Source organism: Streptomyces sp. NBC_00104 (genome assembly GCF_045160825.1).
Lineage (GTDB): Bacteria > Actinomycetota > Actinomycetes > Streptomycetales > Streptomycetaceae > Streptomyces.
This window is the reverse complement of sequence record NZ_CP108215.1, coordinates 9525123-9546783: the sequence shown is the minus strand read 5'-3', so window position 1 is coordinate 9546783 and position 21661 is coordinate 9525123. Positions and strand designations below refer to the sequence as shown.

Below are 21661 nucleotides of genomic sequence, written 5' to 3'. Positions count from 1 at the left end.
GACCAGCCACGAACACGGCCGCACCCGCCAACCCTGCACGTCCTCTACGACGAACAGACACAACACAGCCCCCGCGACGCACCCCGAATAAGGTGACCCCATGACATGGCTGATCACAGGCGGGGCGGGCTACATCGGCGCACACGTGGCGAAGGTCATGGCCGACGCCGGCGAACACGTCATCGCGCTGGACGACCTCTCCGCAGGGGTCCGCGGCCGCCTCCCCGAACGCATTCCCCTGATCCACGGCTCCGCCCTCGACGGCGGCCTCCTCAAGCGCGTCCTCGCCGAGCACGCGGTGACCGGCGTGGTCCACCTCGCCGCCCGCAAGCAGGTCGGCGAATCCGTCGCCCAGCCCACCCGCTACTACCAGGAGAACATCGGCGGTCTCGCCACCCTCCTGGAGGCGGCGGCCGGAGCCGGAGTCGAGCGCTTCCTCTTCTCCTCCTCCGCGGCGGTCTACGGCAACCCGGACGTGGATCTCATCACCGAGGACACCCCGTGCGCCCCGATGAGCCCGTACGGCGAGACCAAGCTCGCCGGTGAATGGCTGGTCCGGGCCGCGGGGCAGGCGCACGGCATCGCGACCGTGTGCCTGCGGTACTTCAACGTGGCCGGCGCCGCCGACCCGGCCCTGGCCGACACCGGGATCTTCAACGTCATCCCGATGGTCTTCGACCGTCTCACCCGCGACGAGGCCCCCCGGATCTTCGGCGACGACTATCCGACCCCGGACGGCACCTGCGTCCGGGACTACATCCATGTCGCCGACCTCGCCGACGCCCACCTCGCGGCGGCCCGACGCCTCACCTCCGGTGACGTGACCGGCGACCTGACCGTGAACATCGGCCGCGGCGAAGGCGTTTCGGTCCGCGAACTCATCGATCTCGTCGGCGAGGTGACCGGCGACCGCCGTCCCGCGCTCGTCGAACCGCGCCGCCCGGGCGACGCGCCGCGCGCGGTCGCCTCGGCCGCGCGGGCCGAGCGGGAGCTCGGCTGGACGGCCCGGCGCGGGGTACGCGAGATGGTCGAGTCGGCCTGGGCGGGCTGGCGGCTGCACCGCGGCCTCTGACCCGCCCCCGATCATGGCAACGCTCTGACCTGCGCATCGTTTCCGCAGGTCAGAGCACATGACAACGGTGTTCAGTGCCGCGTTGCCGGATACCCCCCACCCGTAGTTCACTGTGATCCGGAGCCGAACACACGGACGCATCTGGAAGGCGGATTCCATGGGGGCTGGGCACGATCACGGGCACGCGCATCACGCGCCGACCAGTGGTACGGCGGCAGCGGCGTACCACGGGCGGCTGCGGATCGCGCTGTCGATCACGCTCACCGTCATGGTGGTCGAGATCGTCGGCGGTGTCCTCGCCGATTCGCTGGCGCTCATCGCGGACGCGGCGCACATGGCGACGGACGCCGTGGGCCTGGGCATGGCGCTCCTCGCGATCCACTTCGCGAACCGCCCGGCCAGCGGCAACCGCACCTTCGGTTACGCCCGCGCCGAGATACTCGCGGCGCTGGCGAACTGTCTGCTGCTGCTCGGCGTCGGCGGCTATGTGCTGTACGAGGCGGTCCAGCGGTTCGTCACACCGGTCGGGACCCAGGGCGGCCTGACCGTCGTGTTCGGCGCGATCGGCCTGGTCGCGAACATGATCTCGCTGACCCTGCTGATGCGCGGCCAGAAGGAGAGCCTGAACGTACGGGGCGCCTTCCTGGAGGTGGCCGCGGACGCGCTCGGTTCGTTGGCGGTGATCATCTCCGCGACGGTCATCCTGCTCACCGGCTGGCAGGCCGCCGACCCGATCGCCTCGCTGATCATCGGTCTGATGATCGTCCCGCGCACGGTGAAGCTGCTGCGCGAGACGCTCGACGTCCTGCTGGAGGCGGCCCCGAAGAACGTCGACATGGCCGAGGTGCGCGCCCACATACTGGCGCTGCCGGGCGTGGAGGACGTCCACGATCTGCACGCCTGGACCATCACCTCCGGCATGCCGGTGCTCTCCGCCCATGTGGTGGTCAGCTCCGACACGCTGGACTCCATAGGCCACGAGAAGATGCTGCACGACCTCCAGGGCTGCGTCGGCGACCACTTCGACGTCGAGCACTGCACCTTCCAGCTGGAGCCGGTCGGCCACGCGGAACACGAGGCGAAGCTGTGCCACTGACGACCGACTGGATCACGCGACCGGAGACGTCCGCCGACCGCGAGGGGGTGTACGGCGTCAACGCCGCCGCCTTCGGGACCGACGCGGAGGCCAGACTGGTCGACGCGCTGCGCGAGGACCCCGACGCCTGGCTGCCGGAGCTGTCGTACGTGGCCGAGGCACCGGACGGCACGATCGCGGCGTACGCGCTGATCACCCGCTGTCATGTGGACGAGGTCCCCGCGCTGGCGCTGGCACCCGTCGCGGTGCTGCCGGACCATCAGCGGCGAGGGGCGGGAGGCGCGGTCGTCCGCGCGGCACTGGAGGCCGCACGCGCGCGTGGGGAGCGGCTCGTCCTCGTCCTGGGGCATCCCGAGTACTACCCGCGCTTCGGCTTCGTACGTGCATCCGAGTACGGCATCCGGCCGGATTTCGACGTGCCGGACGCGGCGATGATGGCCCTTGTACTGGACGGTTCCGCGTCGGTGGCACCCGGCACCATCAGGTATCCGGCCGCCTTCGGAGTGTGACGCGCGAGCGGCGGGTGTCCCTCGGCGCGGTGCCCGGGTAGGACATGCAGGTTGGCGCGAAGTGCCGGGAGTGCCGGTTTCGTGCGGCAGACTTGAGGCTCGAAGAACGAGGCGAAGGATGGGCATGCCGATCACACCTGCCACCGCGATGCACAGTCCGCAGAACGGCACCACGGAAGCGATCCTGCTGGAGCTGGTCGACGAGGACGGCACCACGATCGGCACCGCGGAGAAGCTGGCCGCTCATCAACCGCCCGGTCGACTGCACCGGGCGTTCTCCGTCTTCCTCTTCGACGAGCGCGGGCGGCTGCTGCTCCAGCAGCGCGCCCTCGGCAAGTACCACTCCCCCGGTGTGTGGTCGAACACCTGCTGCGGCCACCCCTATCCGGGCGAGTCCCCCTTCGCGGCGGCCGCCCGGCGGACGCACGAGGAGCTGGGGGTCTCCCCGGCGCTGCTCGGAGAGGCCGGCACGGTCCGCTACAACCATCCGGACCCGGACTCCGGCCTGGTGGAGCAGGAGTTCAACCATCTGTTCGTCGGGCTGCTGCAGTCCCCGCTCCGGCCGGACCCGGACGAGGTCGGGGCCACCGCGTTCGTCACCCCGGCCGAGCTGACGGAGCGGCACGCCAGGGACACCTTCTCCGCCTGGTTCATGACGGTCCTGGACGCGGCCCGCCCGGCGGTCAGGGAGCTGACGGGTCCGGCCGCGGGCTGGTGACGACCCCCGGATCAGTGGTCCCGATCCGGGACCGGTGACATCTCACCCTCAGATCAGGTGTGCGGGTTTGAGCGGCAGGGCGACCCAGATCACCTTGCCGCCGCTCGCGGTGTGCTCGACGTCGCAGACCCCGCCCGCCTCCAGGGTGATCTCGCGCACCAGGAGCAGCCCTCGGCCACCGAGTCGGCCGTGGTCGGTCTCCAGCGCGGTCGGGCGGTAGGGGTGGTTGTCCTCCACCGAGACGCGCACCCACTCGGCTCCGACAGCGACCTCGACGGCGAGTGTGGGCGACAGGAGCGCCGCGTGTTTCACGGCGTTCGTCACCAGCTCGGAGACGATCAGCAGAAGTCCTTGGACGAGGTCGTCCGAGATCGGCACACCCTGTCGGGCGAGCAGGTCCCGGACGGCGCGCCGCGCCTGCGGTACCGAGGCCTCCACGGCGGCGGCGGTGAACCGCCAGACCCCCTCGTAGGGCAGTGGCTCCGGCGGCCTCGGGTCGTCGGGCCCCTGCCCGACGCCTCCAGGGCGTGGGTCGCTCCCGCGCCCTTGGTCGTCCATTGTCCGGTCGCCACCCTTGCGCTCGATTGTCACCACATGTCGAGTGTTGGTAACTCAGCTCCGCACACGGAGAACTGAACAGAAGTCAGCGCGTATCGTCGACTTTCGGATCGCCCGTGAGGGATTCAGCCAGCCGTACGACCGCCCTTGTCCGGGGCGTGCCGCTTTCGGAACTATTCGGGTTGTACGGGTTTGACGCCGGACCCGCCCGCCGCCCCCGCCGGCCGCTCACTCTCCGTGTTCCGGGACCCTTCTTGATCGTGGGGACGCGCGGGGTGGCTAGCATCCGGTGCATGGAGCCTCAGCTGCTGGACACCGTCGCCGACGGGGTCGCGACCGTCGTCGTCCACCACCCGGCCAAGCGCAACGCCATGACGGCCGGGATGTGGCGGGCGCTGCCGCCGCTGCTCGACCGGCTGGCCGCCGACCCGGGCGTACGGGCGCTGGTGCTCACCGGGGAGGGCGGGACGTTCTGCGCGGGGGCCGACATCTCCACGCTCCGGGAGTCCCCGGGTGAGGCCCAGAGGTGGGCGGGCACCGCCGAGGAGGCCCTCGCCGCCTTCCCGAAGCCGACCCTCGCGGCGATCCGCGGGCACTGCGTCGGCGGCGGCTCACAGTTGGCGGCGGCCTGCGATCTGCGGTTCGCGGAGGAGGGGTCGCTGTTCGGGATCACGCCCGCGAAGCTGGGGCTCGTCTACCCGGCCTCCTCCACCCGGCGGTTGGTGTCGCTGGTGGGGCCGAGTACCGCCAAGTACCTGTTGTTCTCCGGTGAGTTGATCGACGCGGAGCGGGCGCTGCGCACGGGGCTGGTGGACGAGGTGCTGCGCGCGGGTGAACTCGCCGAGCGTGTGGCGGAGTTCACCCGGGTACTGGTCTCGCGCTCCCAGCTGACACAGGCGGCCGCCAAGGAGTTCGCGAACGGCCGGACCGACCGTGACGTCCACTGGGCCGAGCAGGCGCGCGGCAGCGGCGACACCGCGGAGGGCGTCGCCGCGTTCCTGGAACGCAGACAGCCGAAGTTCACCTGGAACGTCTGAACCTCCTTGCCGGGCCGGACATCCGGCCCGTCGGCCGGAGGGATCACCGCAGGACGAAACGGCTGTTCTCGCGGAACCACTCGACGAGGTGGGCGGGTGCCTTCTCCGGGGAGCCCGCGTCGTACGGCGGCCGCGGGTCGTACTCCGTCGCCAGCTGGATCGCCCGGGCGTGGTCGTCGCCCGCGATCCGGCCGAGCAGCGTCAGGCCCATGTCGATGCCGGAGGAGACGCCGGCCGCGGTGACGTACTTGCCGTCGAACACCACCCGCTCGCCCGTCGACTCCGCGCCGAACCGCTTCAGCTCGTCGAGGGCCAGCCAGTGCGAGGTCGCGCGGCGGCCCTCCAGCAGGCCCGCGGAGGCGAGCAGAAGCGAGCCGGTGCACACGGAGGTCGTCCAGGTGCTGGTGATGTCGGCCGCGCGCAGCCAGCCCAGGAGGGCCTCGTTCTCCATCTGCGCGCTCTGGCCGGGGCCACCGGGGACGATCACGATGTCGGGGCTCGGCACCTCGGTCAGGGTCTTGTCGGCGGTGATCGCCAGGGCGCCCTGGTCGGTACGGACCGGGCCGGTCCGCTCGGCGACGAAGACCAGTTCCGCGTCCGGGGCGCGGCCGAGGATCTCGTAGGGGCCCACCGCGTCGAGGGCGGTGAAGCGGTCGAAGAGGACGACGGCGATCTGCATGGGGTTCCCTTCCGTGGAGGGGGCGCGCGGGGCGCCCGGGTGTTACGGGGTCGGAGCCGGGCGGAAGCGGCGGCGGTACTCCGCAGGGGAGGTGGCGAGGGCCTTCACGAAGGCGCGGCGCATGGCCTCGGAGGTGCCGTAGCCGCAGGTGCGGGAGATCTCCTCGACTCCGGCGGCGGTGTCCTCCAGGAGACGGCGGGCGTGTTCGAGGCGGACGCGGTCGACGTACCGGCCCGGCGTCATGCCCGTCTCGGCCTGGAAGGAGCGTGCGAAGTGGCGGGGCGAGAGCCGGGCGCGGGCTGCCAGGTGCTCGACGCTCAGGTCGTCGCCGGGGTGCTCGGTGATCCACTGCTGGACCTCGCGCAGTGGCCGCCGCCGCGCGGTCTGGGCGGCGAGCTGGGCACTGAACTGGGCCTGGTTCCCCGGGCGGCGCAGGAAGACGACGAGATGGCGGGCGAGGGCGAGGGCGGCCTCGCGGCCGATGTCCTCCTCGACGAGCGCGAGGGCCAGGTCGATGCCGGAGGTGACCCCGGCGGAGGTGGCGATGTGCCCGTCGCGGATGAAGATCGGGTCCGGGTCGACCTCGATCGCCGGGTGGTGGCGGGCCAGCGTGTCGCAGTACGCCCAGTGCGTGGTCGCCCTGCGGCCGTCCAGGAGGCCCGCCTCGGCGAGCAGGATCGCGCCGGTGCAGACCGAGACCAGACGCTCCGCGCGCGGGCCGTGCTCACGCAGCCAGTCGACGATCTCGGGGGCGGGGTTCCTGGTGCCCTGGCCGCCCGGGACGAGCAGGGTGTGCGGGGCGGGGGCGCCGGCGAGGGTGTGGTCCGGGACGAGGGTGAGGCCGCTGGAGGTGCGCACGGGAGAGCCGTCCGGGGAGGCCGTGCCGATGCGGTACGTCCCCGGTGTGTGCTGCTCCGCGCCGGCGAAGACCTCCATCGGGCCCGTGACGTCGAGGCTCTGTACGCCGTCGAAGAGGACGACCAGGACGGTTCGCATGCCTCGATTCTTGGGCGGCCGGACCGTGTCCGCAATGACGAGTACCCCACCTTTTCTGCCACGGAGCCGTACGGGGCGCCGCCTGGGGTGGTTGGGTTCCCGCTCGGCTCGGGGCCCGCCTTCCTCGCACCAACCGACCAGTCGGTAACGTGCCGGGCATGACCTCTTCTCTTCCGGAGCGCGCCGGGCGGCGCTGCTACAGCTTCCTGAATCCGTACCACTCCGCGCACTACTTCTCGCCGGACCTCGGGTCGGAGCTGGCCGCCGTGGGGGTGGAGGACTCCGGGGCGGCGTACTTCGCGGTGCGGGCCGCGCCGATGGGCGGGGTCGGCCCGGGCGTGGTGACGGCGACGTTCTTCAACTTCCGGTACGAACTGGTGGCGAGGCATGTGCCCGCCGTGTGGGAGGCGGCGTCCCCGTCGGTGGTGCTGGCGGCCCGGGAGCGGGCCGTCGACGCCACGCTGCGACGCTTGCTCGGCGAGGAGCTGCTCGCCTCCGAGGAGGTCGCCGAGGCGGCGGAGCTGGCGCTGCGCGCCGCGGAGGCGTGCACGAGGACCGCACGCCCCCTGTACGCCGCGCACTCCGATCTCCCCGTACCCGAGCGCCCCCATCTCGCGCTCTGGCACGCGACCACGCTGCTGCGCGAGCACCGGGGCGACGGGCATCTCGCGGCGCTCCTCGACGCCGGCCTCGACCCGGTCGAGGCGCTGGCCAGCCACACCGCGACCGGCAAGGGCATGTCCCCGAAGTGGGTCCTCGGCACGCGGGGCTGGAACCGGGACGAGTGGGACGCGGCGCGGGCGCGGCTGCGGGCACGCGGGCTGCTCGACGCCGAGGGCGAGCTGACCGGGGCCGGTGTCGCGCTTCGCGCGGAGATCGAGGACGCGACGGACCGCCTCGACCTGGCGCCGTACGAGCATCTGGGCTCGGCCGGGGTGGAGCGCCTCACCGAGCTGATGACGGGCCTGGTGACGACGATGGTCGGCGCGGGGGCGTTCCCGGCGGGGATGATCGGCAAGCGCTGATCGGATCGGTTCAGGTATGAACGGTGCGGGGCGCGGTACCCGATCGTTCCTGGCCCAGCCAGCCGGGAGACGAAAGGGGAAATACGTGTTCCGTGCGATCGCAGACGTGTTGCGGCAGATCGGTGGGGCCGTCGCGACCGTGGTCACGCTGCCGTTCCGGGCCGTGGCCCGCCTCTTCGGGGGCGCGTCGAGTTCGACGCGCCGCACCGGACGGGCCCGTCGGGCCTGAGGACTCCGGGCCGCGACCTTCGGAGCCGGACGCGACCACGCGTCCGGCTCCCCGTCTGTCCGAAGCCGACCGTACGAGTCTCACGCCCTGGCCCCCGCTGTCGGTGCCACCTGCCACAATTGCCGCGCAACCCCAGTGGAGAAGGCGGTACGGGATCGTGACGACACCCCTCGTAGGGTCCATCGAAGGCAGGATCGCCGAGGAGCTCGGCGTACGGGAGCGGCAGGTCAGGGCCGCGGTGGAGCTGCTCGACGGCGGTTCGACCGTGCCCTTCATCGCTCGCTACCGCAAGGAAGCGACCGAGATGCTCGACGACGCGCAGCTGCGCACCCTCGACGAACGGCTGCGCTATCTGCGGGAGCTGGAGGAGCGGCGGACGGCGATCCTCGAGTCGGTGCGCGAGCAGGGCAAGTTGACGCCCGAGGTCGAGGCCCGGATCCGTGGTGCCGAGACCAAGGCGCGGCTGGAGGACATCTACCTCCCCTTCAAGCCGAAGCGGCGTACGAAGGCGCAGATCGCCCGCGAGGCCGGTCTGGAGCCGCTGGCCGAGGGCCTGCTCGGCGATCCGACGGTCGAGCCGCTGGCCGCCGCGTCGGCGTTCGTGGACGCCGACAAGGGCGTCGCCGATCCGCAGGCCGCGCTGGACGGTGCCCGGGCGATCCTCACCGAGCGGTTCTCGGAGGACGCCGACCTGATCGGCGAGCTGCGCGAGCGTATGTGGGTGCGGGGCCGGCTGGCCGCCAAGGTGAAGGACGGCAAGGAGGAGGCGGGCGCCAAGTTCGCCGACTACTTCGACTTCGCCGAGCCCTTCACCGAGCTGCCCTCCCACCGCATCCTGGCCATGCTGCGCGGCGAGAAGGAGGACGTCCTCGATCTCGTCCTGGAGCCGGAGGAGCCCTCCGAGCAGCCCGGCCCCTCGTCGTACGAGGGGATCGTCGCCCATCGCTTCCAGATCGCCGACCGCGGCCGGCCCGCCGACAAGTGGCTGACGGACACGGTCCGTTGGGCCTGGCGGACCCGCATCCTCGTCCACCTCGGCATCGATCTGCGGCTGCGGTTGCGGACGGCCGCCGAGGACGAGGCGGTGAACGTGTTCGCGGCGAACCTGCGCGATCTGCTCCTCGCCGCCCCGGCCGGTACGCGCGCCACGCTGGGGCTGGACCCGGGCTTCCGTACGGGCGTGAAGGTGGCCGTGGTGGACGCGACGGGCAAGGTCGTCGCCACCGACGTGATCTACCCGCACGTCCCGGCCAACAAGTGGGACGAGGCCGTCGCCAAGCTCGCCCGCCTCGCCGGGGAGCACGCGGTCGAGCTGGTCGCGATCGGCAACGGCACGGCGTCCCGGGAGACCGACAAGCTCGCCGGTGAACTGATCACCAAGCACCCGGAGCTGAAGCTCACCAAGGTGATGGTGTCCGAGGCGGGCGCGTCGGTGTACTCGGCCTCCGCGTTCGCCTCGCAGGAGCTGCCCGGCATGGACGTGTCGCTGCGCGGCGCCGTCTCGATCGCCCGCCGCCTGCAGGATCCCCTCGCCGAGCTGGTGAAGATCGACCCGAAGTCGATCGGCGTCGGGCAGTACCAGCACGACCTGTCCGAGGTGAAGCTGTCGCGGTCGCTGGACGCGGTGGTCGAGGACTGCGTGAACGGCGTCGGCGTCGACGTGAACACGGCCTCCGCGCCGCTGCTGGCCCGTGTCTCCGGCATCTCCTCCGGGCTCGCCGAGAACATCGTGACCCACCGCGACGCCAACGGGCCGTTCACCTCCCGCTCCGAGCTGAAGGGGGTGGCGCGGCTCGGCCCCAAGGCGTACGAGCAGTGCGCCGGCTTCCTGCGGATCCGGGGCGGCACCGACCCGCTGGACGCGTCCAGCGTGCACCCGGAGGCGTATCCCGTCGTCCGGCGGATGGTGAAGACCTCCGGTCAGGAGGTGGCGTCGCTCATCGGCAACACGGGGGTGCTGCGGTCGCTCAGGCCCGGGGACTTCGTGGACGAGACGTTCGGTCTGCCGACCGTGTCGGACATCCTGAAGGAGCTGGAGAAGCCGGGGCGTGACCCTCGGCCCGCCTTCAAGACCGCCACGTTCAAGGAGGGTGTCGAGAAGATCTCCGACCTGGTGTCCGGGATGATCCTGGAGGGGGTCGTGACGAACGTGGCGGCCTTCGGGGCGTTCATCGACGTCGGTGTCCACCAGGACGGTCTGGCGCATGTCTCCGCGCTGTCCAAGACGTTCGTCAAGGACCCGCGTGATGTGGTCAAGCCCGGGGACATCGTCAAGGTGAAGGTTCTCGACGTCGACATTCCGCGGAAGCGGATCTCCCTGACGCTGCGGCTGGACGACGAGGCCGCGCCCAAGGGGCAGGGACAAGGGCAGGGGCAGTCGGGTGGGGGGTCTCGGCCTCAGCGGGGGGCGCGTGGGACTCAGCCGCCTCGGCAGCAGGGGCGTGGGGGTGGGGGCGGTTCCCGGCAGGGGGCTTCTGCGCCGGCGCCTTCGAACAGTGCGATGGCGGATGCGTTGCGGCGGGCGGGGCTGGTGGACAAGAAGCGCCGCTGAGGCGCTGCGGCGGGGGTTTCTCGCCCCCGCCGCCCCTACCCGTCCCCTCCCCCAGGGGCTGCGCCCCTTCGACCCCCGTCCGCGGGTCCGGTGGGGCTTCTCGCGCAGTTCCGCGCGCCCCTGACGAAAGCAGGGGGCTGCGCCCCTGCTTTCGTCAGGGGCGCGCGGAGCGGTGTCGTTCGCTTCTCTCAGCTCTCCGTCATCTTGCCCGCCTCCACCGCGAAGCGGCGTGTCACCCGTACCGCGTCCAGCATGCGGCGGTCGTGGGTGACCAGGAGGAGTGTGCCCTCGTAGGAGTCGAGGGCGGATTCGAGTTGTTCGATCGCCGGGAGGTCCAGGTGGTTGGTGGGCTCGTCGAGGATCAGGAGGTTGACGCCTCGGCCCTGGAGCAGCGCGAGGGCCGCGCGGGTGCGTTCGCCCGGGGAGAGGGTCACGGCCGGGCGGAGGACGTGGGTGGACTTGAGGCCGAACTTGGCGAGGAGGGTGCGCACCTCGGCGGGTTCGGTGTCGGGGACGGCCGCGCAGAACGCGTCGAGGAGCGACTCGGGGCCGAGGAAGAGGCCGCGGGCCTGGTCGACCTCGCCGACGAGGACGCCTGAGCCGAGGGCGGCGTGCCCCGCGTCCAGGGGGACCCGGCCGAGCAGCGCGCCCAGGAGCGTCGACTTGCCCGCGCCGTTCGCGCCGGTGATGGCGATGCGGTCCGCCCAGTCGATCTGCAGGGACACCGGTCCGAAGGCGAAGTCTCCCCGCCGCACCTCGGCGTCCCGCATCGTGGCGACCACGGCACCGGAGCGCGGGGCCGCCGCGATCTCCATCCGCAGTTCCCACTCCTTGCGCGGCTCCTCGACGGTGTCCAGCCGTTCGATCATGCGCTGGGTCTGCCGGGCCTTCGCGGCCTGCTTCTCGCTCGCCTCGCTGCGGAACTTGCGGCCGATCTTGTCGTTGTCGTTGTTCGCCTTGCGCCGCGCGTTCTTGACGCCCTTGTCCATCCAGGAGCGCTGCATCTGGGCTCGGTCCTGGAGGGCGGACTTCTTGTCGGCGTACTCCTCGTAGTCGTCGCGGGCGTGCCGGCGCGCCGTCTCGCGCTCCTCCAGGTAGGCCTCGTATCCGCCGCCGTAGAGGTTGATCTGGTTCTGGGCGAGGTCGAGTTCGAGGACCTTGGTGACGGTGCGGGTGAGGAACTCGCGGTCGTGGCTGACGACGACCGTGCCCGCGCGCAGGCCGGAGACGAAGCGTTCGAGTCGTTCCAGGCCGTCCAGGTCGAGGTCGTTGGTGGGCTCGTCGAGGAGGAAGACGTCGTAGCGGGAGAGGAGGAGGGAGGCGAGTCCGGCGCGGGCCGCCTGGCCGCCGGAGAGGCCGGTCATCGGCTGGTCCAGGTCGACGCCGAGGCCGAGGGAGTCGGCGACCTCCTCCGCCCGCTCGTCGAGGTCGGCGCCGCCCAGGTCGAGCCAGCGCTCCAGGCTCACCGAGTACGCGTCGTCGGCGCCCGGCGCACCGTCCACCAGCGCCTGGGTGGCCTCGTCCATGACGCGCTGGGCCTCCGCGACACCCGTACGCCGGGCGAGGAACTCCCGTACGGACTCGCCCTCCCGGCGCTCCGGCTCCTGCGGCAGGTGCCCCACGGTCGCCGTGGGCGGGGACAGCCGTAGCTCGCCCTCCTCCGGCGGGAGCAGGCCGGCGAGCAGCCGGAGCAGCGTGGACTTGCCCGCGCCGTTGGCACCGACCAGCCCGATCACATCACCGGGGGCCACGACGAGGTCGAGTCCGGAGAAGAGCGAGCGGTCGCCGTGGCCGGCGGCGAGATTCTTGACGACGAGGGTGGCGGTCACGAGGGGCGATCCTAACGACAGGGGGGCGGGTCCTCCTAGCGGCGTCGTGCGGGGGCCGCATCCACCGATCGAGCCGCGTCCGGTCAGTTCGTGTCCTTCTTTTTCTCGCCCCCGCCGCCCCTACCCGTCCCTCCCCCACTCTCGGCTTCGCTCGAGCGGGAGGTGCCCCCATCCTGGGGCTCCGCCCCGGACCCCGTTCGCGCGGTTCCCCGCGCCCCCGGAAGGGGCGCGGGGAACTGCGCGAGCAGCCCCACCCGCCCGCAGCCGACGCATGCGTCCCTCGGGGGCGAAGGGGCAGCGGTCACTCACCGCGCCATCGGCTCCACCAGCACGGTCCCCGACGTGCGGGCCACGATGAACGATTCTCCCTTCACGGCCTTCGGGTCCAGGCCGATGCGGTGCCGGCCCGCGGGGAGGATCCCGTCGAAGAAGCGGTAGGTGTGGGGGCGGTACAGCCGGTCGAGGCGGTAGGCGGTGAGCTCCACCCGGCAGGTGGAGGTGATCTCGATGCCGGCCTGTCCCCCGGCGGCGACGAGGCGGGTGAGGCGACGCTGTTCCGCGGGGCTGCGGTCGAGGGCGTGTTCGATCTGGGCGACGAGGAGCGGGATGATCGGGGCGAGCCCGTCGACGTACGCGACCTGGACTCCCGCGCGGTCGAAGGCCAGCCGTACGGCCTCGCGGTCCGCCGCGCCGACGGCCCGTCCGAAGGCCACGGCACCGTAGGTGCGCAGTTCCTCGACGGGCACGCCGGTGGCGTCGTGCGCTATGTCGGCGCCGATACCGATGGCGCGCAGGGCTGCCGCGAGTTTGGCGAGGACGGCGACGCGGGCACCGATGAGGAGAACCCGGCGGCGGGCCGACGGCTCGGCGGCGGACTCCCGCAGCAGGGACCGCAGCGCGCCGCGGTACTCGGAACCGTGGAACCGGAAAGGACCGATGCCCGTGTAGCCGTTGAGTCTGAGGTCGGCCTCCTCCTCCGTCTGCCAGGCGAAGTCCCGCCACACGTAGTCGTCGCCGTCCCGCTCGATCACCGCGGTCACGGCACCGCAGGCGAGGTCGGCGCATTCGGGGCAGCCGTAGATGACGTAGCGGCCGTGTGCCAGTGGTGCTTCGGCTTCCAGGAGCAGGCTGCGCACCTGGGCGGTGAAGATCGAGGGAGGGACGTCGGAGGCGAGTGGGGAGACGGCGTCGAGGTCGGAGAGCTGGAACAGCAGCGGGCGTCCGTCGACGATGAAGTCCACGAAGTCCCGGTGCACTTGGTAGGCACCGTCGGCGAGGACGCCACCGGCTCGCATCGCCGGTGCCAGGCCGAAGGTCGCGTACTCGGCAGACATGGTGTGAGTATCCCCACAAAGGCAGACTTGTGAGCACTGCATGACATTTTCCGTTAACGTCCCTGCGTGACCAAGGAATCGAACAGTGACCTGATCGTGGTCGGTGGCGGAGTCGTCGGTCTGACGACGGCCGTGGTCCTGGCGGAGAGCGGCAGACGGGTCCGGATCTGGGCACGGGAGCCGGGAGAGCGGACGACGTCCGCCGTCGCGGGCGGGCTGTGGTGGCCCTACCGGATCGAGCCGGAGGAAGCCGTCGGCGAGTGGGCGCTCGTCAGCCTGGCCGTGTACGAGGAGTTGGCGGCCCGGCCCGACGAGACGGGCGTACGCATGGTCGAGGGCGTACACGGCGGGACCGCGCTGGACGAGCTCGGCGCGTGGGCCTCCCGGGTGGCCGGTCTGCGCCCGGCGACGGCCGAGGAATATCCCGGAGTCGGGCTGTGGGCGCGCCTGCCGCTGATCGACATGCCGGTCCATCTGCGGTGGCTGCGCGAGCGGTTCGTCGCGGCGGGCGGGACGGTCGAGGAGCGTACGGTCACGGACCTCGCGGCGGTCGACGCTCCCGTCGTCGTCAACTGCACGGGGCTCGGCGCGCGGGAGCTGGTGCCGGATCCTTCCGTACGTCCGGTGCGGGGGCAGTTGGTCGTCGTGGAGAACCCCGGGGTCACCACCTGGCTCACGTCGGTGGATCACCCCGGTTCCGAGAGCACGTACTTCATCCCGCAGCCGGGTGGGTTGATCCTGGGCGGTACGGCGGAGGAGGACGCGTGGTCGTTGACGCCGGACCCCGTGATCGCCGAGCGGATCGTGAAGCGGTGTGCGGCGGTACGGCCCGAGATCGCGGGGGCGCGGATCATCGAGCACCGGGTGGGCCTGCGGCCCGCGCGCCCGGCAGTCCGTCTGGAGCGGGAAGTCCTGCCGGGCGGGCGGGTGTTGGTGCACAACTACGGTCACGGCGGGGCCGGGGTCACGGTGGCGTGGGGGTGTGCGGGGGTCGCTGCGCGACTGGCCACCGTGTGAGCCGGCCGCCGTGCGAGCGCGGCTGTGCGAGACCGGGCCGTCGGTCGGCCGCGGGGGCGCGGGGGCTGGTCGCGCCCCCGCGGCGGAGCCGCACATCGGCAGAGCCCCGCGCCCCTCATGGGGGCGCCGCACGCCGGCCCCGCGGAGTTCTCACTCGGGGCGTTGGCCGATCGGGTCTCCCTCGATCTCCGTGCCCTGGCCCGGGCCGACCCTGATCTCGAACTCGCCGTCGTAGCGCTTGTGGCCCTCGATGACGGCGAGTTCGACCGCCTCGGAGGCCATCTCCTCGCGGACGATCACGTGGTCCCGACGCAGGTCGCGCATCAGGGCGACGCACATGCCGATCATGACGATGACGAACGGCGCGGCCGCCAGGATCGTGAGGTTCTGCAGGCCCGTGAGGGCGTCGCCCTGCCCGCTGCCGACGAGGAGCATGATCGCGGCCACGGCCCCGGTGACGACGCCCCAGAAGACGACGACGAAGCGGCCGGGTTCGAGGGCGCCGCGCTGGGAGAGCGTGCCCATGACGATGGACGCGGCATCGGCACCGGAGACGAAGAAGATGCCGACGAGGATCATCACGAGCAGGCTGGAGACCGTGGCGATGGGGAACTCGTGGAGGACCGCGAAGAGCTGGCCCTCCGGCGTGGCCTCCTCACCGAGCCGGCCCTGCTCCTGGAGCTTCATCGCCGTCCCGCCGAAGACCGCGAACCAGACGAGGCTGACCGAGCTGGGGACGAGGATGACGCCGCCGATGAACTGACGGATGGTGCGGCCGCGGCTGATGCGGGCGATGAACATGCCGACGAAGGGCGTCCAGGAGATCCACCACGCCCAGTAGAAGACGGTCCAGCTGCCGAGCCAGTCGGCCACGCCCTCCCCGCCGGAGGCCTCGGTGCGGCCCGCGAGCTGGGGCAGGTCGCCGAGGTAGGCGAAGGCCGAGGTGGGCAGCAGGTCCAGGACCAGGATGGTCGGACCGGCGACGAAGACGAAGACCGCCAGCACCAGGGCCAGCACCATGTTGGTGTTGGACAGCCACTGGATGCCCTTCTCCACACCGGACACGGCGGAGGCGACGAAGGCCAGGGTCAGGACGGCGATGATGGCGACGAGCAGACCGGTGCTCACCTTGTTCATCCAGTCCAGCTCCTGGAAGCCGGAGCCGATCTGGAGGGCGCCGAGGCCGAGGGAGGCCGCCGAGCCGAAGATCGTGGCGACGATGGCCAGGATGTCGATGATCCGGCCGCTGGTGCCGTTCGCGTGCTTCTCGCCGATCAGCGGGGTGAAGACGGCGCTGATGGTCTGGCGGCGCTGCTTGCGGAACGTGCTGTAGGCGATGGCGAGGCCGACCACCGCGTAGATCGCCCAGGGGTGCAGCGTCCAGTGGAACAGCGTGGTCGCCATCGCCGTTTCCATGCGCTCGCCGGAGCCCCCGGGGTTCGTGCCCGGCGGGGGCGAGGTGTAGTGGGCGAGGGGCTCGCTGACGCCGTAGAACATCAGGCCGATGCCCATGCCGGCGCTGAACATCATGGCGACCCAGGAGACCGTGCGGAACTCGGGCTTCTCGCCCTCGACCCCGAGGTGGATGCGGCCGTAGCGGCTGACCGCGAGCCACAGGGCGAAGACGACGAAACAGGAGGCGGCCAGCATGAAGGCCCAGCCACCGTTGTGGATCAGGCCGTTCAGCATCTTGCCGGAGGCGGTTTCGAGCGAGTCGGTCCAGATGGCGCCCCAGAGCACGAAGGCCAGGGTGAGCGCCGCCGTCACGCCGAACACGACGCGGTCCGTCCGGGGCCGCCCGCCGCCGGAGAGGCCCGCCTCCGATCCTGGAAGCGCGCCTCCCCCGTGGTGGGTGGTGCGATGATCGTGCGTCACAGGTGGAACCTTTCCGCGGGTGGCTGGAACTGACCTACTCCTGCCCAGGAACCCCTACCGCATGTGACGCCGACCCCTTCTTGTTCAACAGGCGGTGTCGGGCACCCCCGCCGTCAGGCGATACGGCGCCCGCTCGTCGAGCAGCAGCGGCACGAGCGCGCGCACCTGTTGGCGCAGCGGTACGAGGACGCCGTCGCCGTTCTTCCCGGCCCGTACGCGGACGCCGTGCAGGGCCAGCTCGTCCGCGAACTCCTCGTACTGCTGTTCGGTGAGCCGGTAGCCGCAGGGTGGGTCCTGGATCACCTCGGCGGGTTCGGCCGGGTCGTTGTCGGCGCCACCCACGTAGACGGGGCCGGTGTCGCGAAGTCCGGCGAGCCGGGCCGCGCCGGTCACCCGGTCGACCTGCCGGCCGCGTTCTCCCGCGAAGCGGAACAGGCCTTTCAGAGCGGCGAGCTGGGAGTTCACCCGGCGCAGGTTGTTGGCCGGTTCCTCGGTGCCGGCCGTCAGCGGTTCCACCCGGCTCTCGATCAGCAGCCCGACAGAGTGCTTGATTCCGGACATGTTCCGCAGGATGCGTTCCTGGCCGTCGCCGGCGACCTGGCGGATGGGATCGCCGGTGACCGGGTCGGTCCAGATGCCGTACGTGCCGGTCGAGTGGCCGGCGGCGGACGCGGCCGGGCGGACGTGGTCCAGGGACAGGTTGCGGGCCTCGGTGTGGACGGCCGCGTCGGTGTTGAGGTTGCGCGGCCAGAGGTCGAAGAGGTCCTTGTCGTAGTACTGGGGCGTGGCGCCGTATTCGTGCAGGTCGTAGACGACGTCGGGCTTGCGGTCGCGCACGACGGCGGCGAGCGCCCGCGCCTCTGCCGTTCGCAGGGCGAGGTGGTCGCGGTTGATGTCGATGCCGTCGCCGTTGCCCCGGGTGTCGGCGGCCCGGCCGTCGGGGTTGGCGGTGGGCACGACGAGCACGGTGGTGGACCTCAGCAGCCGCTCGGTCCGTTCGTCCTGCGCGAAGGCGAGGTCGCGGATCGTGGTGAGGCAGGCGTCACGGCCGGAGGGCTCGTCGCCGTGCTGGCTGCAGATGAGCAGGACCGTGCGCGTGGTGGGGCGGGTGCCGATGCGGACGAGCTGGAGCGGACGGTCCTGCTCGGTCGTGCCGATACGCGTCGTCGACACACGGGAGCTCGCCCGGTCGACGGCGGCGAGGAACTCCTGCTCCTCCGGCTGACTGGTCCAGCGGGCGCCGCCCGACCGCTCGAATCCGGTGCGCGGCGCGGTGGTGTCCGCCGCGTACGCGGGCGCCGACAGCAGGGGTGCGGCCAGCGCGACGGCGATCAGCGCCGCGATACGGGCCCTCATGCGGCACCGCCCGGGACGCGGGCGGCCCGGCTCGGGTCGCGTACGCCGTCGAGGACCGAGGCCGCCGGGTGACCGATGGAGCCGGAGGTCGCCTTCCTGAAGGCCTCGGCACCGCCGACCAGCGGGACCTTCGCGGAGGTGCGCGCGAGGTCGATGGTCAGCGTGGGGGTGCTGGAGGGCGGGTCGATGAGGTCCTCGTCGGTGCCCGCGATGATCAGGGCGAGCCGGTGGCCCGCCGGGACGACGTGGTCGCTCGCGTGCAGGTCGAGGGTGATCGTGTACGGGGTGCCCGGTGTGAGCGGGGCTCCCGTGTCGGAGGAGTGGTTGCCGAGGTCGGCCCAGCCGCGGCTGACGATCGTGTAGTCGACATCAGCCGTCTTGGCCGCGGTCTCCCGGAAGCAGGAGCTGTCGCCGGTGGTGCTCGGGCCCCAGCAGCTGCGCTCGGTGAGGGTGGTGATGCCCTCGCCCGCGGTGGAGTAGTCGCGGATGGTGTCCGGGCCCAGGTCCACGAGGACCGCCGAGAGGTGGGCGGTGGAGGTGGTGGGCGTGGCGGTGACGGTCACCTTGGAGGAGCCGGACAGCCGCAGGCCCTGGGTGAGGGGCGGGGTGACGAAGCCCGCCTTGTCGGGGGTGGACCGGTCGACGTGCGCGGCCCAGTCGGTCTCGTTCAGCGCCGGGTCGTCGGTGAAGGTCTCGGTGCCGGACCGCGTGCGGAGGCCGAGGGTGCCGACGCCCGGCTCGCTGCCCCCGGCCGGGCGGAGGGTCGTGGCGTGCGTGGGGCGCGGCGGCCAGATCCGGGACGTCTCCCACTGGTCCGGACGGCGTTCGATGTCGGCCATGGGCTCGTCGTCGATGCCGTTGTCGTAGCCGAGGAGTTCGTGGTCGAACCAGCGGTGCAGGGTGTCGACCCACTCGGCGCGGCGGAAGTCGAACGGGTCCACGTGGCCGGTCTGGGAGAGCCAGATTTTGCGCTCGACGCCGTGCTTCGCGAGGGCGTCCCACCACTGCCCGAAGTGCTTGGGGCGGACGTTCAGGTCCTGCTGGCCGTGGATGACGAAGACGCTGGCGTCGATCTTCCGGGCGTCCTTGACGTAGTCGCGCTCGGTCCACAGCGGGGTCCGGTCGCCGGTGCGCGGGGCACCGTCGACCAGTTTCTGTTGCACATGGCCGCACTTGGCGCGGGCGTCGGGACTCTCGACGTAGTCGGAGAGCCACTCGGGGCCCGAGTTGTAGAGGGGGGCGCCCTTGGCGAAGTAGTAGTCGTACCAGGAGGAGATCGCGGCGATCGGGACGATGGTCTCCAGGCCCTCGACGCCGGTGGCGGCCACCCCGTTGGCGATCGTGCCGTCGTAGCTCTTGCCGATCATGCCGGTCCTGCCGTTGGTCCAGCCGGCCTTGGCCCGCGTGGTGCCCGTCCGGGTGGTGTACGCCCTGCCGCGTCCGTTGAGCCAGTCGACGACCGCCTTGGCGGACTGGATGTCGGAGCGGCCGCCGACGTCCACACAGCCGTCGGAGCGGTTGGTTCCGGCGAGGTCGACGGCGACGAAGGCGTAGCCGCGGGGCACGAAGTAGTTGTCGTAGAACAGCGGCATCTGGACGACGTCGCCGTTCGCGTCGTACGTCTTGCGCTGGCTCTCGTTGCCCCGTCCACAGCAGGAGTAGTACGGGCTGGCGTCCATGATCACGGGGATCTCGCGGCCCCGTCGGTCGGGTTCGCTCGGACGGACGATGTCGACGGCGACCCGGTCCGTCCTCCCGTCGCGGTCGCCGTCGAGCCCGGTGTCCACCCAGACGGCCTCGCGGATGGCGTCGTCGTACGAGTAGACCGGTTCACTTTTCCGGGGGGTCGGGGTGCCGGCGACCGCCGGGGTCAGGAACGCGGCCGTGAGGGCGGCGGCCGTGGCCGCCGTCGCGAGCGGTCTCCAGGTCGTGAAGCGCATGCGTCGCACAGGTATCGGCATGCGCGGACGGTACTGCGGTCAACTCCCGTGGAGAAGAGGCCCTCTTGGGGCTCGCGGGGCTTCGGCCACGGTGTGGCCTGAAAGGAGTGTGGGACGGGGTCACTCGTGTCGGCCGAATGGCGATCGTGTGACAGAGGCGGCCATGGACACGGCCGGGTCCACAGGGACTGAATAGGCTCCGCACAGACTCTCGCGGAACCGTTCACCGACGACTTGGAGTGATTCGTGCACCGCAGACTCATCGCCCCGGGCGCGTTCGTGGCCTCCCTGCTGCTGGCGATCCCGGCCTCGGCGGACGCAGGGGGTGCGGGGGAATCCCCCACACAGCACAGCGCGCCCGGAGCGCCGGGGATCGGCGATCCCTACTACCCGGCCTACGGCAACGGCGGATACGACGTCTCCCACTACGACCTCCGGCTCAAGTACCAGCCGGAGACCGACAGACTGGAGGGCACGGCGACCCTGCTCGCCAGGACCACCCAGGACCTCTCCCGCTTCGATCTGGACTTCCTGCTCGATGTGAGCGAGGTCCGGGTCAACGGCGCCAGGGCCACGTTCGTCTCCTCCGGCGAGCACGAGCTGGAGATCACGCCGAGGAACCCGCTGCCCAAGGGTACGGAGATCACCGTCGTGGTCCGCTACAGCGGGGTCCCGTCGTCGAAGGAGGCGTACGGCTTCACGAGCTGGCTGCGGACCCCCGACGGCGGTGTCGCGGCGGGCGAGCCCGAGGCGGCCTGGTGGTGGTTCCCCAGCAACGACCATCCGCTCGACAAGGCCGCGTACGACGTGTCCGTGCTCGTGCCGGACGGCTCGCAGGCCATCTCCAACGGCACGCTCCAGTCGACGAGTTCACGCGCCGGCTGGACCCGCTACAACTGGCGGTCCGACAAGCCGCAGGCCACGTATCTCGCCACGCTCGCCGTCGGCAGGTTCGACGTCACGACCGGGCGGACCGAGAACGGCATCCCGATCATCAACGCGTACAGCAAGGACATCGGCGACAGCTACGGCGCTGCCCGGGCCAGCGTCGAACGCACGGGCGAAGTCGCCGACTGGCTGGCGGAGTTCTTCGGGCCGTATCCGTACAACGCGCTCGGCGGGTATGTGCCGAACACCCCCCAGGTGGGCTACGCGCTGGAGACGCAGACCCGGCCGTTCTACAGCCCGCGGCAGTTCGCGAACGGGTCGAACGTGTCCGTCGTCGTCCATGAGCTGGCCCACCAGTGGTACGGCGACCTCGTCTCCGTCACCGGGTGGAAGGACATCTGGATCAACGAGGGTTTCGCGCGGTACGCGCAGTGGCTGTGGTCCGAGCACGAGAACGAGGGGACGGCGCAGGAGATCGCGGACTACGTGTACGCGTCGCATCCGGCCGACGATCCCTTCTGGACGGTCAGGCCGGGTGATCCCGGGCCGGAGAACCAGTTCCATCTCGCCGTGTACGACCGGGGAGCGCTGGCACTTCAGGCGTTGCGCAACGAGATCGGGGACGAGGCGTTCTTCGAGATCTTGAAGGGGTGGCCGGGGAAGTACGCCTACGGGAACGCGACGGTCGGTGACTTCGTCGCGTATGCCGAGAAGGTGTCCGGGGAGTCGTTGGGGACGTTGGTCGATACGTGGCTGTACCGGCCGGTCAAGCCGAGTGCTGCCGCGGCGGGGCGGGGGGCCCTGGCTTCGGCGGGCGGTGCTCCCGCGGCGCCCAGGTCGTGGAAGAAGATCGCCGCGACGAACTCCGTTCATGAGCATGAGCATGAGGGTGGGGGTGAGGGTGGGGACGGGCGCTGAGAGCTCGGGAGGTTGATTCCGGCTCCCGACCGCG

At 71.4% G+C, this 21661-nt stretch carries 18 protein-coding genes; 10 read left to right on the top strand and 8 right to left on the bottom strand.

What is annotated here, in order from left to right; genetic code table 11:
- Positions 1 to 100 precede the first annotated feature (100 nt).
- From galE to idi, 4 genes are all read left to right on the top strand, one after another.
- A complete protein-coding gene (galE, locus tag OG272_RS41715; protein WP_326574541.1) occupies positions 101 to 1072 on the top strand; it encodes a UDP-glucose 4-epimerase GalE in 972 nt (323 codons plus the stop codon).
- A 157-nt stretch (positions 1073 to 1229) separates the two neighbouring features.
- A complete protein-coding gene (locus OG272_RS41710) occupies positions 1230 to 2168 on the top strand; it encodes a cation diffusion facilitator family transporter (protein ID WP_405895764.1) in 939 nt (312 codons plus the stop codon).
- Positions 2159 to 2677 (top strand): N-acetyltransferase, encoded by a 519-nt coding sequence (locus tag OG272_RS41705; RefSeq protein ID WP_327726777.1) that lies wholly within the window; start codon positions 2159 to 2161, stop codon positions 2675 to 2677. Before OG272_RS41710 ends, OG272_RS41705 begins: the two co-directional genes overlap by 10 nt.
- Before the next feature lie 124 nt (positions 2678 to 2801).
- Positions 2802 to 3395 carry an isopentenyl-diphosphate Delta-isomerase gene (gene idi / locus OG272_RS41700; protein WP_405895763.1) on the top strand — a complete coding sequence of 198 codons (594 nt, stop codon included), beginning with the start codon at positions 2802 to 2804 and terminating at the stop codon, positions 3393 to 3395.
- A 48-nt stretch (positions 3396 to 3443) separates the two neighbouring features.
- Here the strand turns inward: idi and OG272_RS41695 are convergent, their stop codons facing one another.
- Entirely contained in the window at positions 3444 to 3953 is a 510-nt protein-coding gene (locus tag OG272_RS41695) for an ATP-binding protein (RefSeq protein WP_327732066.1), read from the bottom strand.
- Between the two features lie 293 nt (positions 3954 to 4246).
- Between OG272_RS41695 and OG272_RS41690 the strand changes: the two genes are divergently transcribed.
- Positions 4247 to 4990 carry an enoyl-CoA hydratase-related protein gene (locus OG272_RS41690; RefSeq protein ID WP_326574545.1) on the top strand — a complete coding sequence of 248 codons (744 nt, stop codon included), beginning with the start codon at positions 4247 to 4249 and terminating at the stop codon, positions 4988 to 4990.
- 43 nt (positions 4991 to 5033) lie between these two features.
- On the opposite strand, the gene OG272_RS41685 is transcribed toward OG272_RS41690, so the two are convergent.
- Both OG272_RS41685 and OG272_RS41680 read right to left on the bottom strand, forming a co-directional pair.
- Positions 5034 to 5669, bottom strand: coding sequence for a DJ-1/PfpI family protein (locus OG272_RS41685; RefSeq protein WP_405895762.1), 636 nt, complete (start codon positions 5667 to 5669; stop codon positions 5034 to 5036).
- 42 nt (positions 5670 to 5711) lie between these two features.
- Positions 5712 to 6665, bottom strand: a complete 954-nt coding sequence (locus OG272_RS41680; protein WP_405895761.1) for a GlxA family transcriptional regulator — start codon at positions 6663 to 6665, stop codon at positions 5712 to 5714.
- Positions 6666 to 6823: 158 nt separating this feature from the next.
- Between OG272_RS41680 and OG272_RS41675 the strand changes: the two genes are divergently transcribed.
- The 3 genes from OG272_RS41675 to OG272_RS41665 all read left to right on the top strand — a co-directional run bounded on the left by OG272_RS41675 (position 6824) and on the right by OG272_RS41665 (position 10470).
- On the top strand, positions 6824 to 7690 hold the full coding sequence (locus OG272_RS41675) for an SCO6745 family protein (RefSeq protein ID WP_405895760.1): 867 nt from the start codon (positions 6824 to 6826) through the stop codon (positions 7688 to 7690).
- An 85-nt stretch (positions 7691 to 7775) separates the two neighbouring features.
- Positions 7776 to 7919, top strand: coding sequence for an LPFR motif small protein (locus OG272_RS41670; protein ID WP_169800313.1), 144 nt, complete (start codon positions 7776 to 7778; stop codon positions 7917 to 7919).
- Between the two features lie 157 nt (positions 7920 to 8076).
- Positions 8077 to 10470 carry a Tex family protein gene (locus tag OG272_RS41665; RefSeq protein ID WP_327726781.1) on the top strand — a complete coding sequence of 798 codons (2394 nt, stop codon included), beginning with the start codon at positions 8077 to 8079 and terminating at the stop codon, positions 10468 to 10470.
- A 188-nt stretch (positions 10471 to 10658) separates the two neighbouring features.
- Here OG272_RS41665 and OG272_RS41660 read toward each other — a convergent pair whose 3' ends face one another.
- Together OG272_RS41660 and OG272_RS41655 are read right to left on the bottom strand one after the other, a co-directional pair.
- Positions 10659 to 12299 carry an ABC-F family ATP-binding cassette domain-containing protein gene (locus OG272_RS41660; RefSeq protein ID WP_326574550.1) on the bottom strand — a complete coding sequence of 547 codons (1641 nt, stop codon included), beginning with the start codon at positions 12297 to 12299 and terminating at the stop codon, positions 10659 to 10661.
- A 305-nt stretch (positions 12300 to 12604) separates the two neighbouring features.
- A complete protein-coding gene (locus OG272_RS41655) occupies positions 12605 to 13633 on the bottom strand; it encodes an oxidoreductase (protein WP_326574551.1) in 1029 nt (342 codons plus the stop codon).
- A gap of 66 nt (positions 13634 to 13699) precedes the next feature.
- Here OG272_RS41655 and OG272_RS41650 point away from each other — a divergent pair, with 66 nt between their 5' ends.
- Positions 13700 to 14650 (top strand): FAD-dependent oxidoreductase, encoded by a 951-nt coding sequence (locus OG272_RS41650; RefSeq protein WP_327726782.1) that lies wholly within the window; start codon positions 13700 to 13702, stop codon positions 14648 to 14650.
- A 150-nt stretch (positions 14651 to 14800) separates the two neighbouring features.
- Here the strand turns inward: OG272_RS41650 and OG272_RS41645 are convergent, their stop codons facing one another.
- The 3 genes from OG272_RS41645 to OG272_RS41635 all read right to left on the bottom strand — a co-directional run bounded on the left by OG272_RS41645 (position 14801) and on the right by OG272_RS41635 (position 19842).
- Entirely contained in the window at positions 14801 to 16525 is a 1725-nt protein-coding gene (locus tag OG272_RS41645; RefSeq protein WP_326574553.1) for a BCCT family transporter, read from the bottom strand.
- 84 nt (positions 16526 to 16609) lie between these two features.
- On the bottom strand, positions 16610 to 17881 hold the full coding sequence (locus OG272_RS41640) for a M14 family metallocarboxypeptidase (RefSeq protein WP_326574554.1): 1272 nt from the start codon (positions 17879 to 17881) through the stop codon (positions 16610 to 16612).
- A complete protein-coding gene (locus tag OG272_RS41635) occupies positions 17878 to 19842 on the bottom strand; it encodes a Xaa-Pro dipeptidyl-peptidase (RefSeq protein WP_327726783.1) in 1965 nt (654 codons plus the stop codon). The genes OG272_RS41640 and OG272_RS41635 overlap by 4 nt, the downstream gene beginning before the upstream one ends.
- A 225-nt stretch (positions 19843 to 20067) precedes the next feature.
- Between OG272_RS41635 and OG272_RS41630 the strand changes: the two genes are divergently transcribed.
- On the top strand, positions 20068 to 21627 hold the full coding sequence (locus OG272_RS41630; protein ID WP_405895759.1) for a M1 family metallopeptidase: 1560 nt from the start codon (positions 20068 to 20070) through the stop codon (positions 21625 to 21627).
- Positions 21628 to 21661 lie beyond the last annotated feature (34 nt).